This window comes from Neobacillus sp. PVCKKU3 (genome assembly GCF_058323225.1).
In genome coordinates this window covers 25,813-38,495 of sequence record NZ_JBLVQN010000058.1, presented here as the reverse complement: position 1 = coordinate 38,495, position 12,683 = coordinate 25,813, and the positions used below count along the sequence as shown (strand labels likewise).

At 41.9% G+C, this 12,683-nt stretch carries 9 protein-coding genes, 8 tRNA genes and 1 rRNA gene; all 18 read left to right on the top strand.

Annotated features, from left to right (window positions below; all coding sequences use genetic code 11):
- Positions 1–90: ribosomal RNA gene (locus tag ACNQGS_RS26780) — 23S ribosomal RNA — on the top strand; the annotation flags it as partial.
- 98 nt (positions 91–188) lie between these two features.
- Positions 189–272, top strand: a tRNA-Leu gene (locus tag ACNQGS_RS26775).
- Positions 273–288: 16 nt separating this feature from the next.
- Positions 289–363 (top strand) — tRNA-Gly (locus ACNQGS_RS26770).
- A gap of 5 nt (positions 364–368) precedes the next feature.
- Positions 369–457, top strand: a tRNA-Leu gene (locus tag ACNQGS_RS26765).
- Positions 458–557: 100 nt separating this feature from the next.
- Positions 558–633: transfer RNA gene (locus ACNQGS_RS26760), tRNA-Ala, on the top strand.
- An 18-nt stretch (positions 634–651) separates the two neighbouring features.
- Positions 652–725 (top strand) — tRNA-Met (locus ACNQGS_RS26755).
- A gap of 23 nt (positions 726–748) precedes the next feature.
- Positions 749–833, top strand: a tRNA-Tyr gene (locus ACNQGS_RS26750).
- Positions 834–838: 5 nt separating this feature from the next.
- A tRNA-Trp gene (locus tag ACNQGS_RS26745) sits at positions 839–909 on the top strand.
- A 15-nt stretch (positions 910–924) separates the two neighbouring features.
- Positions 925–998: transfer RNA gene (locus tag ACNQGS_RS26740), tRNA-Ile, on the top strand.
- Positions 999–1,105: 107 nt separating this feature from the next.
- Positions 1,106–1,915, top strand: a complete 810-nt coding sequence (mutM, locus tag ACNQGS_RS26735) for a bifunctional DNA-formamidopyrimidine glycosylase/DNA-(apurinic or apyrimidinic site) lyase (protein ID WP_491490037.1) — start codon at positions 1,106–1,108, stop codon at positions 1,913–1,915.
- A 166-nt stretch (positions 1,916–2,081) separates the two neighbouring features.
- A complete protein-coding gene (ccpN, locus tag ACNQGS_RS26730; RefSeq protein WP_423798729.1) occupies positions 2,082–2,717 on the top strand; it encodes a transcriptional regulator CcpN in 636 nt (211 codons plus the stop codon).
- A gap of 22 nt (positions 2,718–2,739) precedes the next feature.
- Entirely contained in the window at positions 2,740–3,555 is an 816-nt protein-coding gene (locus ACNQGS_RS26725; protein WP_423798728.1) for a pyruvate, water dikinase regulatory protein, read from the top strand.
- Between the two features lie 3 nt (positions 3,556–3,558).
- Positions 3,559–6,228, top strand: a complete 2,670-nt coding sequence (gene ppdK, locus ACNQGS_RS26720) for a pyruvate, phosphate dikinase (protein WP_491490036.1) — start codon at positions 3,559–3,561, stop codon at positions 6,226–6,228.
- A 305-nt stretch (positions 6,229–6,533) separates the two neighbouring features.
- Entirely contained in the window at positions 6,534–6,725 is a 192-nt protein-coding gene (locus ACNQGS_RS26715; RefSeq protein WP_464490772.1) for a YbxH family protein, read from the top strand.
- A 106-nt stretch (positions 6,726–6,831) separates the two neighbouring features.
- Positions 6,832–6,915, top strand: coding sequence for a putative holin-like toxin (locus ACNQGS_RS26710; RefSeq protein WP_423802648.1), 84 nt, complete (start codon positions 6,832–6,834; stop codon positions 6,913–6,915).
- A gap of 202 nt (positions 6,916–7,117) precedes the next feature.
- On the top strand, positions 7,118–9,703 hold the full coding sequence (locus ACNQGS_RS26705) for a DEAD/DEAH box helicase (RefSeq protein WP_491490035.1): 2,586 nt from the start codon (positions 7,118–7,120) through the stop codon (positions 9,701–9,703).
- Between the two features lie 152 nt (positions 9,704–9,855).
- On the top strand, positions 9,856–11,124 hold the full coding sequence (locus ACNQGS_RS26700) for a LysM peptidoglycan-binding domain-containing protein (protein WP_491490034.1): 1,269 nt from the start codon (positions 9,856–9,858) through the stop codon (positions 11,122–11,124).
- Positions 11,125–11,208: 84 nt separating this feature from the next.
- Positions 11,209–12,678 carry a D-alanyl-D-alanine carboxypeptidase/D-alanyl-D-alanine endopeptidase gene (gene dacB / locus ACNQGS_RS26695; RefSeq protein ID WP_491490033.1) on the top strand — a complete coding sequence of 490 codons (1,470 nt, stop codon included), beginning with the start codon at positions 11,209–11,211 and terminating at the stop codon, positions 12,676–12,678.
- Positions 12,679–12,683 lie beyond the last annotated feature (5 nt).

Below are 12,683 nucleotides of genomic sequence, written 5' to 3'. Positions count from 1 at the left end.
TCCTGAAAGATGATCAGGTTGATAGGTCAGAGGTGGAAGCGCGGTGACGTGTGGAGCTGACTGATACTAATCGATCGAGGACTTAACCAAAATCCAAAAGCGAACTCGTTCTTATATACTTCTTCTGCATTATCTAGTTTTGAGGGAATGAATCCTCTTTAATTATTAATTATTATTGAATTTAATATGCGGGTGTGGCGGAATCGGCAGACGCGCTAGATTCAGGTTCTAGTGGTAGTAATACCGTATGGGTTCAAGTCCCTTCACCCGCATCAAAGAGATCAAAATGCGGAAGTAGTTCAGTGGTAGAACACCACCTTGCCAAGGTGGGGGTCGCGGGTTCGAATCCCGTCTTCCGCTCCAAACGTGCCGGGGTGGCGGAACTGGCAGACGCACAGGACTTAAAATCCTGCGGTAGGTGACTACCGTACCGGTTCGATTCCGGTCCTCGGCACCATTATTTCTCTAACGGGAAATAGCTTTAGCTTGATTGAGTACTACGTTCAGGACGAAGGGTCGCTCACTTAAGATTCTGTTTTCCTGATTATTATATGTATGGGGCCTTAGCTCAGCTGGGAGAGCGCCTGCTTTGCACGCAGGAGGTCAGCGGTTCGATCCCGCTAGGCTCCACCATTTTTATATTATACTTTTGGCGGTGTAGCTCAGCTGGCTAGAGCGTACGGTTCATACCCGTAAGGTCGGGGGTTCGATCCCCTCCGCCGCTATTATTTTTTTGCAATTATATAATGGAGGGGTAGCGAAGTGGCTAAACGCGGCGGACTGTAAATCCGCTCCCTCAGGGTTCGGCGGTTCGAATCCGTCCCCCTCCACCATTTATAGGGGCATAGTTTAAAGGTAGAACTAAGGTCTCCAAAACCTTCAGTGTGGGTTCGATTCCTACTGCCCCTGTTTCAATTACATTATGGGCCTATAGCTCAGCTGGTTAGAGCGCACGCCTGATAAGCGTGAGGTCGATGGTTCAAGTCCATTTAGGCCCACTCTAATAGAATAACTGTTTAAAACCGAGTCGATATGACTCGGTTTTTTTATTTGATTTTACCCGTTTTGGATAGCATAAAGGAAAAGAGTTTTGGAGGAAGACATTATGCCTGAACTGCCGGAAATGGAAAACTATAAGATCCTTTTAAGCCAAATGATTGCAGGTAAAACCATTACCGATGTCCAAGTTAACCGAGAAAAATCAATAAATGTGAATCCCGAACTTTTTAAAAGGACCGTACTTAATCAAAAAGTTACCACCATCAATAGAAGGGGGAAACATCTTCTTTTTCACCTCCAAAATGGGCAGGTTCTGTTATTGCATCTAATGCTTGGGGGATGGATGTTTTTTGGACAGGAAGCAGATAAACCTAAACGAACGATACAGGTTCAGCTTTCTTTCGGAAATGAACATTTATACTTTATTGGTCTGCGTCTGGGATATCTTCATTTATATTCCCAACAGGAAGCAGAAGAAAAACTATCCCATCTAGGGCCGGAACCACTGAACAGCAGTTTTACATTGGATGAATTTATTAAGCGAATTAGCAGCAAGCATGGCCGTTTGAAGACCACACTTTTGGATCAGGAGTTTATTGCAGGAATTGGCAATTGCTATTCTGCTGAAATCTGCTTTGATGCAGAAATTTTACCAACCAAAGACATTTATGACATTAATCCACCTAGCCGTTCTCAATTGTTTCAATCGATGAAAAAAATTCTCCAAGTGGCCATTCAAAATGGAGGTTACATGGAAAATCCGATTTTCAAGGGTGATAAAAAAACGGGCGGTTTTAATCCACTATGCCAAGTATACGATCGCGAGGGAGAGAAATGTCGACGTTGCGGGGCAACAATTAAAATGGAAACAATCTCTTCCCGAAAAACTTTTTATTGTCCAGATTGCCAAAAGTAGTACTGTATCCTGCCGATTTCCGGTGGGATTTTTTATTAAAAGAAAAAATTAGCCAATTTGTCAAAATTATTGTTTCCGAATTTGTTTAAATGTACTATACTATATACAAATAAGTATAGCACATTTAAATATATATAACATATTTATTGTGAATAAGGTGGTGCTAATGATTAAACTCACCAAGCGTCAGGATGAAATTCTGCAGATTGTAAAGGAAAATGGCCCGATAACCGGTAAAGAAATTGCAGAGAAGCTTTCTGTTACTAGAGCGGCACTAAGACCGGACCTTGCAATCTTGACCATGTCTGGCAGTCTGGATGCCAGACCGCGTGTAGGCTATTTTTTTAATGACAAATTAGAAGTAAAACGGCAGGCGAAGAAGTTTATTCATCAAAAGGTATCCGATTTTAAGGCACATCCAATCGTGGTTGAAAAATCAACTTCTGTTTATAATGCGATTGTCCAGTTATTCCTCGAGGATGTTGGAACGCTTTATGCGGTGGATACAGAAGGAAATTTGGCAGGAGTGATTTCCCGAAAGGATTTGCTCAGGGCTGCACTTGGGAACAAAAATCTGCAGGAATTGCCCGTAAGTGTCATTATGACAAGAATGCCTAATATTATCACGATTAATTCAGAGGAAACCTTGCTCGAAGCGGCCAAAAAAATGATTAATTTTCATATTGACTCTTTACCGGTAGTAAAGGAAGTCAATCATAAAAATAATACATATTTGTTGTTAGGGAGAATTACCAAAACGACAATAACAAAGGCCTATTTAGAATTTATGGAAGAAAAATAGATTAAGGGGAGTTGCTGCGATTTTGGTACAAAAGGAAGTTGTCTACGTAGTATCTGACTCGGTTGGTGAAACAGCTGAGCTCGTTGTAAAAGCGGTGGCAACACAGTTTAATGGCGGGCAAGTAGAAATTCGCCGAAACTCATATGTAGACGACATTGAAGACATTGAAGATGTGATTATTTTGGCAAGAAAGGACCATTCCATCATTGCCTATACCATCGTTATTCCGGAATTAAAAGATTATTTAGATAAGCGTGCCATGGAAGAGGGGATAATGGCAGTGGACCTCCTCAACCCATTAATGAATGCATTTGCAACAAGGTTTAATAAACAGCCCCACCGCCAGCCTGGCCTAATGAGAAAATTAGACGAAGAATATTTCCGCAAAATCGAGGCGATTGAATTTGCCGTGAAATATGATGATGGGCGGGACCCAAGAGGCATTATGAAGGCCGATATTGTTTTAATCGGTGTGTCCCGGACTTCAAAAACGCCGCTGTCCATGTACCTTGCCCATAAGCGTTTTAAAGTGGCCAATGTGCCGTTAGTTCCAGAAGTGCCTCCGCCAGATGAACTTTTTAAAATACCGAGAAAAAATTGTATCGGTTTAATTATTTCACCAGATAAATTAAACGAAATTCGGACTGAGCGCCTAAAAGCACTTGGGCTGGGCTCAAAGGCGAATTATGCAAGCTTCCAGAGAATTCTTGACGAACTAGATTATGCCGAAAAAATTATGAAACGCGTAGGCTGTCCAATCATAAATGTTTCGAATAAAGCGATTGAAGAAACTGCAGGATTAATTTTAGACGTTTTGAAAAAAGAGAGGAGCTTTTAAATCATGGGAAAATTCGTTTATTTATTTCATGAAGGCCATGGCAACATGCGGGATTTACTTGGGGGAAAGGGAGCGAATCTAGCAGAAATGACAAGAATCGGCCTGCCGGTTCCTTATGGTTTTACCATTACAACGCAAGCTTGTAATGCTTACTATGAATCTGATAAAACCATTCCAGCTTTAGTAGAATCACAGACATTAGAGGCGTTAAGACTTTTGGAAGAAAAAATGGACAAAAAACTCGGTGACCCGCAGAATCCTTTACTTGTTTCTGTTCGATCCGGTTCAGTTTTTTCTATGCCTGGGATGATGGATACCATTTTAAATCTGGGGATGAATGACGAAACTGTTGTGGGTTTGGCAGCATTAACGAATAATCCACGATTTGCTTACGACTCTTATCGCCGTTTCATTCAAATGTTCAGCAACGTGGTCCTTGAAATTGATACGTATTATTTTGAACAATATTTAGAAGAGACACGCGAACACAAGGGGTATACCTCTGACCCTGATATGACTGCTGAAGACTGGAAGGAAGTCATTGTTGGCTATAAGGAAATTGTCAAAAAGCATACACGTAAGGACTTCCCGCAAAATCCGAAAGAGCAGCTTTTCCTTGCCATTAATGCGGTATTCAATTCTTGGAATAATCAACGGGCGATTGTTTACCGTCGCTTAAATAAAATCCCGGATCATCTTGGAACGGCCGTTAATATCCAAAGCATGGTGTTTGGTAATATGGGTAACGACTCAGGTACAGGTGTTGCATTTACAAGAAATCCTTCCACCGGTGAGCATGTGCTTTATGGGGAATACTTAATAAACGCTCAAGGTGAAGATGTTGTTGCCGGTATCCGCACACCGCAGCCAATTGCTACCCTTAAGGACGAAATGCCAGGCGTTTACCAGCAGTTTTCGGACACATGCCATCGCCTTGAGCAGCATTACAAGGAAATGCAGGACATTGAATTTACAGTGGAACGCGGGAAGCTGTTCATCCTTCAAACACGGAACGGAAAACGTACCGCCCAAGCGGCTATCCGCATAGCGGTTGAGATGGTGGAGGAAGGAATTATCGATAAAAAGACAGCGCTGCTTCGTGTTGATCCTGACCAATTAAACCAACTGCTGCACCGCCGAATCGATGACAAAGCTGAAAGAAGAATATTAGCTAAAGGCTTGCCGGCATCACCAGGCGCTGCTACCGGCCGGGTTGTTTTTGATGCTGATGAAGCGGAGCAATTAGGAAATGAAGGTAAAAAAGTTATCCTTGTTTCTCCTGAAACCACTCCCGATGATATTCATGGCATGGTTGCTTCCCAAGCGATTTTAACTAGCCGCGGTGGAATGACAAGCCACGCTGCCGTGGTTGCCCGCGGTATGGGGAAAGCTTGTATTTGCGGCTGTGAAGCCTTAAAGATTGACATGAAAGCAAAACAATTCAGTGTGGGTGACACGGTTGTTAAACATGGCGATATTATCACGGTTGATGGTTCAACAGGTGAAATTATGCTTGGTGAAATCCCAATGATCGACCCTGAATTATCCGAAGAGTTCCAGCAGCTTCTTGCTTGGGCAGATCAAGAACGCAAAATAGGTGTTCGTGCCAATGCCGATAATCCAGAGGATGCCAAGAAATCATTTGAATTCGGTGCAGGCGGAATTGGATTATGCCGGACAGAGCATATGTTTATGGATTTAAAGAGGATTCCAATCGTTCAAAAAATGATTTTAGCAGAAACCTATAGTGAGAGAATGGAAGCACTTGAAGAACTTTTACCGATGCAGCAAGGTGACTTTGAGGGGATTTTCGAAGCAATGCAAGGACTACCTGTAACGATTCGTTTATTGGATCCACCGCTTCATGAATTCTTACCAAATAAAGAAGAACTTTTAGTAGAAGTAACAAAGCTGCAAATTCTCAATCCAGATTCTGAAGAGTTAAAGCAAAAAGAACTGCTGCTGAAAAAGGTTCGCCAGTTGGATGAGTTCAATCCAATGTTGGGCCACCGCGGCTGCCGTCTTGGCATGATACATCCGGAAATTTATGATATGCAGGCAAAGGCGATTTTTTACGCTGCTGCTAGAGTAGCGGAAAAGGGCTTGGTAGTCCAGCCTGAAATCATGATTCCACTTGTTGGCCACGTTAATGAATTGAAGCAAATGCGCCAGTTGGTTGTCGATGCTGCTGTACGTGTCCAGGAAGAAACGGGCAAGGTCATTAACTACACGATTGGTACGATGATTGAGATTCCGCGGGCTGCGCTTACTGCAGACCAAATCGCCGAGGAGGCTGATTTCTTCTCATTCGGAACCAATGACTTAACGCAAACAACATTTGGCTACAGCCGTGATGATGCAGAAGGGAAATTCCTGCAAGCATACATTGAAAACAAGGTACTGCCAGAGAATCCGTTTGCTGTTCTGGACCAGGATGGTGTTGGTAAGCTTGTGGAAACCGGCGTAAAGCTTGGCCGTGCAACAAAACCTTCTTTAAAAACAGGCATTTGTGGGGAACATGGCGGAGAGAAAAGCTCAATTGATTTCTGTTACCGGACTGGTTTGGATTATGTCAGCTGCTCGCCATACCGGGTGCCTTTAGCACGTTTGGCTGCTGCACAGGCCACCATTCGCCATGAAGCAAATCGGGAGGAAGTTTATACAACTGCATAAGTTGATTGAGAGGGCGGCACTTTTTAAGGTGCCGTTCTTTTTTTGTCCCTTGCCCTTTTTGTTTGATTCGCTGATAGAACGCTTAAATTCGCCGATAGCAGTCCAGAATTCGCCGATAGAACCTTAAAATTCGCTGATAGACCTGTAATATTCACCGATAGCAGGTTTGCACGTAGACAAAAATCCTTTAAACCTAAAAATTCATCCTAAGAATACAATCTTTTTAAACGAAACTTGGTTTTTATAAGGGTTTAGCGATATATTTTTTGCAAATACTATGAAAAAACTTTAAAGGGGCCATAAAAATGGGGGCAATTGAACGCAGCGGCTTTCGGTTTGTACCGGAATATAGTGTAATCCAGCAAAATGGGGCGATTCACGTCTACAATAGAGATGAGTTTATTGAGGAAATCCAATTTCAGTTTGCCGGGAAGTTTCCGGAATTGGACCAAATTGAGGAATTAGTGGACAAGTATTGCGAGTTACATAATATTTAGGGAACGCTTGTTCGTTTTGGTTTTTAATGGTATAATCTAAATTGCAATAGAATAGGACTTCTCAAGGGTGGGCGGCACATCTCCGAATGAAAGGGGGTGATGCTGTTTGACAGTATTTCAGGCCTTGATGTTAGCTGTCTCGTTTGCCAGCCTGATTATCGCCATTCTGTCTTTTCACCAAAAAAAATAATCCACCCTTGAGCCGGCAAGCATAAGCGGTGGATTTTTGCCCTTCTTTTGCCGAATCCCTTGATGGGAACCAGCTATTGCATGGCCGAGCGAGTACCTGTCGTCATGCTCGGTCTTTTTTACTATATGCACTTCTTACTGAACATTATACATAACATTTTTGCAAAAAGAAAGAAAATATCTATATTAAAGAAGGGATTTATATGAGCAAGCTCGAAGCTATTTACCCTCTAGCAATTGAACATACGAAACAAAAAGTATTGCAGGATATGGAACGTTATTTTGAATACAGTGAAACGCTGCCTTCTTTTGAGCAATACCTGGCAGACAGAGGCCAGTACATTGGACAAATTTGGATCAATGTGTGGCTAAACAAAGTAACGAATGACGTCTCGAAAAATGAAAAGAAGCAATTTTTGAGTGAAAAAGAATATGAGGTCCAGGGTGTTGACCGAAAGCTGATTAACAAGCTTTTTCGTGATGAAATGAGGTTGTATCAGCCCTTCGATACGCTTACCTGGGTTATTGAAAACTTTAAAGGACATGAGGAAGATTGGCAAACACGCTTTGAGCAGGCAAAAGAAAACTTCCTTATTAGGGAGCAAGAAAGGCAGCTTGAAGAAGAAAAAGCAGAATTTCGTGAAGCAATAGAAGACGAATCGGCTGCCATAGTCGAAGAACAATATTCTCGTTTTTACTTATATGTACGCCAATTCACAGCAAAGCAATTGGCAGCCGATTTTGAATCGAGTACAAAATTTCAGTCTATAGATCGTGTAGCTCTGGAGGAGAAATTAGTCTCAGAAGGTTCGTTTAATTCGTTTTCATATCAAACGGTTGCTGATTTTTTCGAGGAATTAACCGGTGATATTCATAAACCTCCTCACGAGTGGGGGCGAAGCTATTTTGAATACGAGACCTACTACTATGTATATGAAAGCTTGATTTCTGATTATCTTTCAGAATTACTGCCTAATAAAGTATTACAGGAATTGCCTGCGGATTTGAAAGATAGGTATCATGAGACTTTTACTAGGCCGCTCACGGCAGCATTTGTTAAAGAATGTATGATTAATGTGATTTATGATGTAATTGGTTATTATTTAGAGGACATCCAAGAAGAATACGTTACCGACTTATTGAAGCTTGTCGATATCCCATTTGATGAGGAAGTTCACCGGAAGCAGCTTGATCAAGATTTAGAGGAAAGAGAAAGAAAACGGGCAGAAGAGCTGGCAGAGCTGGACAGAAAAAGGGCCGAGGAAGAACGGATCATGAGGGATATTTTCGGTACGGAATATGACCCTTCCCTTAACTTACGTCACATCCGCTATGTCCTGCATATTGGCGAAACAAACACGGGCAAAACACATCATGCCTTAGAGCGGATGAAACAGGCCGAGAGTGGCCTCTATTTAGCTCCATTAAGACTTCTGGCACTTGAGGTATTTGATAAATTGAATGCTGAAGGCACACCGTGTAACCTGAAAACAGGAGAAGAAGAGAAGGTTGTCCTTGGTGCTGGCCATATTTCCTGTACTGTTGAAATGTTTCATGAAAAGGAATATTACGAAGTCGTAGTGATTGATGAGGCTCAGATGATAACCGATAAGGACCGCGGCTTTTCTTGGTATAAGGCCATCACCAAAGCAAATGCGGAGGAAGTCCATATCATTGGCAGCCGCAATTCGAAGGAAATGCTGCTTGAGCTTTTAGGTGATTCCGATATCACGATTAATGAATATAGCCGCGATACCCCTCTTGAGGTGGAATCGAAGGAATTTCATATTAAACATATAAAAAAAGGGGACGCCCTTATTTGTTTTTCAAGAAGACGGGTATTGGAAATGGCATCTCGGCTGCAAAATGACGGCCATTCGGTCAGCATGATATATGGCAGCATGCCCCCGGAAACAAGGAAAAAACAAATTCACCTTTTTAATGAAGGAAAAACAAAGGTGATTGTCGCGACGGATGCCATCGGGATGGGCTTGAACCTGCCTATTCGACGGATTGTTTTTCTCGAAAATGAAAAATTTGATGGAACGAGGAGGCGGCTTTTAAATTCTCAGGAAGTGAAGCAAATAGCTGGCCGTGCCGGACGGAAGGGGATTTATGATGTCGGTAAGGTGGCCTTTACTAATGATATTAAAAAAATGAAGAATTTACTCTTGCAGGAGGATCGTCCGGTCCAGACATTTGCTATCGCTCCCACTTCGTCCGTCTTTGAACGTTTCCAACGCTATTATCATGATTTGGATACATTCTTTGTACTGTGGGAAAAATTTGAAAGCCCAAAAGGGACGAAGAAGGCTTCCTTGTCAGAGGAAAGGTCACTATACAGAAAAATTGCCGGGAGTGAAATCGAAGCGCGATTGACACTGACAGACTTGTACGGCTTTTTGCATCTGCCGTTTTCCAAAAATGAACAAGCGCTTGTGAAGCAGTGGGAAGATACAATGTATGCAATTGTTCAGGGGGAGGAGCTTCCGGAACCAATTGTAAAGGAAGGCAGTCTAGAGGAACTGGAATTAAGCTATAAAGCAATCGGTCTCCATTTATTATTTTTATACCGGTTGGGTGAGCGGACCGAAGCTAGCTATTGGGAACGTCTGCGTGAGGAAATCAGTGACAAGGTCCAGGAACGGTTGAAAACCGACATCAAGAAATTTGTGAAAAAGTGCAAGAACTGCGGCAAAAAGCTTGCCTGGGACCATCCATTTCCAACCTGTGATGCCTGTTACCGTGCTCGGTTTAAAAAATATTGGCATGATGAGGATGAGTTTTAACTTTAAAGGCCTGTTAAAGGGCCTTTTTTTATTTTGCCTGTATCAGCGATAGGGCGAGTGTCAGCTGTAAAAATAGGGAGTTTATTTTGCTGGTATTAGTATTTTAAGCCAATTTGCCCATATGATGTTAGGAAGGAGGGGGTTTATAAATTATGACTGTTCATGTGGTTCAAACCGGAGAAGATTTATGGGCTATTTCAAACAAATATAGTGTTCCAATTGAATCCATTCTCAATCTTAATGGGCTGGTATCCGCATCTGTCGTTGTTCCTGGCCTTGCCCTCTACCTCACAGATAACCTTCCTCATATTAGATTCTATCGAATTAAAGCAGGCGACCAAATTGGGAATTTGGCTTTTCAATTTCATACGGTTCCGGCCTCTATTTTAGCTGCAAACCCAGGTATTCAACCAGAGCAACTTCATATCGGACAAATCATTAATATTCCATCTCCTCTTAAATTACAAATGGCTGCCCTCGGATTTATTTTGCCATCTTCTGAAAGCGCTAATATCATTACCTTGAATTCGATTGCCGGTCAGCTAAGCTATCTTGCTGTTGTTGCTTATTCCTTTACTGACGAAGGATTTGCCTATAGGGAAATAGATGATGCAGCACTTGTCGCAAGATGTAAACAATTAAAAATAAAACCTTTATTAATGATCCGAAATTTTACAGGTGCTGGCTTTAGTGCGGATTTAGCAGGCAGGGTGCTTAAAAACATAGCATTTCGGCGGAATTTAGTAGCTAGCATTCTTAGCCTTGTTAAGCAGCGGGGATTTGAAGGAGTGAGTATTGATTTTGAATTTATTCCTCCCGCAAGAAGGAGGGATTTCATTTCTTTTTTAACAGAATTAAAAATGGGTTTAGGGGCCCTTTTTCTCCACGTGAATGTTCATGCAAAGACAGAGGATATTCCGACAAATAGAATTATTGGAGCGTATGACTATGCTGCAATCGGACGGGTGGCCGATATGGTAGCGGTCATGACAATAGATTTCGGATATCCCGGCGGCCCGCCGGCTCCTATTGCCCCAATTACATGGATGGAGCAGGTCATTCAGTATTCTATCACTCAAATACCCCCAAAGAAACTGCAAATGGCTATGGCTTTGTATGGATATGATAAAGGAGTCAGGACGTATGCCACAAAAGCTATGTCTGTTCTTGCGGCCCAAAATCAGGCAATCTCAACTGGTTCCCCCATTCAAATAGACCTTTCTGCCAAATCGCCCTGGTACCACTATTGGCGTGGAGTGGAAGAGCGTATTGTTTGGTTTGAAGATATCAGGAGCTTGATTGAAAAGTATCGATTGCTTGATATTTATCAATTAGCTGGAACGACATTTTGGCAAATCACCCTCCCCTTTCCACAAAATTGGGCTTATATAAGGGACCATATAGCTGTTATTAAAACTTAATCATTTTGTCCAGTTTGCATATGTACATTTATTTTTAAGAGGTTTTGGACAAACTCTTAGGAAAAAAGAAAGGATGGAAATTTATTGTTCATAAGAAATCTTTTTTCCTTCGTGATTTTATTTTCCACTATTACTTACATAGATCAAGAAAGGGTTATTGCGGAAAGTAAGTCTGTAGTAATAGAAAGTCAGATTAAGGAGCTAATGAGCAATTCCCTTACGATGCAAGGGGCAATTGCCGGGATTAGTATCCGGTCAGCAGCAGATGGGAAGATGATTTATGAATATAATGGAGATGTGCGGCTCCGCCCTGCCTCCAATATGAAGCTGCTAACAGCCGCTGCTGCACTGAAAGTTTTAGGGAAGGACTATACCTTTCCGACCGAAATACATATCGATGGTTCAGTAAAAAAGAAAACACTTGCTGGGAACCTTTATATAAAGGGAAAAGGTGACCCCACTTTGATGAAAAAGGATTTTGACAACCTGGCTAAAGAAATACGGAAGCATGGCATTACAAAGATAAAAGGGAACCTGATCGGTGATGATTCCCACTTCGATGATGTCCGGTACCCCCTTGACCTGCCATGGAGTGATGAAACGACTTATTACGGGGCACAGATTTCAGCATTGACTGCTTCACCATCTACAGATTACGATTCAGGGTCAGTAGAAATTATGGTGGCACCAGGTTCTAAAGAAGGGGAAAAGCCGAATATAAAAGTTATCCCAGAAACAAGCTATGTAAAAATAGTAAACAAAGCTTTTACTGTAGGGGAAAAAGGAAAAAAGGAGATTTCCATCAAACGGAAACATTCAAAAAATTCGATTACCATTGAAGGTGCAATTCCGATAAAATCAAAAGTAGTCAAAGAGTGGGTGGGGGTATGGGAACCTACAAAATACTCATTGATGCTTTTTAAACAATCATTAGCAGAGCAAGGTATTAAGGTTTCCGGGAGTATCAAGACAGGTAAAGTACCTGACAACGCTACACTAATTATTACCCACAAATCAATTCCATTATCAGAACTGCTTGTTCCCTTTATGAAACTCAGCAACAATGTTCATGCTGAGGTGTTGGTAAAGGAAATGGGAAAGGTTGTTCACGGTGAAGGATCTTGGGAAAAGGGGCTCGAGGTTTTGGAGTCAGAAATGGTGAAGTTCGGGTTAAATCCGAAAACGATGGTCATCCGTGACGGTTCAGGCGTCTCCCATGTTGATTTAATTCCAGCAAACGAAATTTCCAAACTGCTATTTGCCGTCCAAAAGGAAACGTGGTTCTCTTCTTATCTAAGTTCATTACCGGTTAGTGGTGTTCCTGAAAAAATGGACGGAGGGTCGCTGCGTAATCGGATGAAAACCGAAGATGTTAAAGGAAAGGTAAAAGCAAAGACTGGGACGCTTACTACTGTAAGTTCTTTATCCGGTTATGTAATAACAAAAAACGGTCAAACATTGATTTTTTCAATTATTTTAAACAACCTGATGGATGAAGAAAAGGGCAAGAAGCTGGAGGATGAGTTTGTTAAAATATTGGCGAACCAGTATTGAAAAGG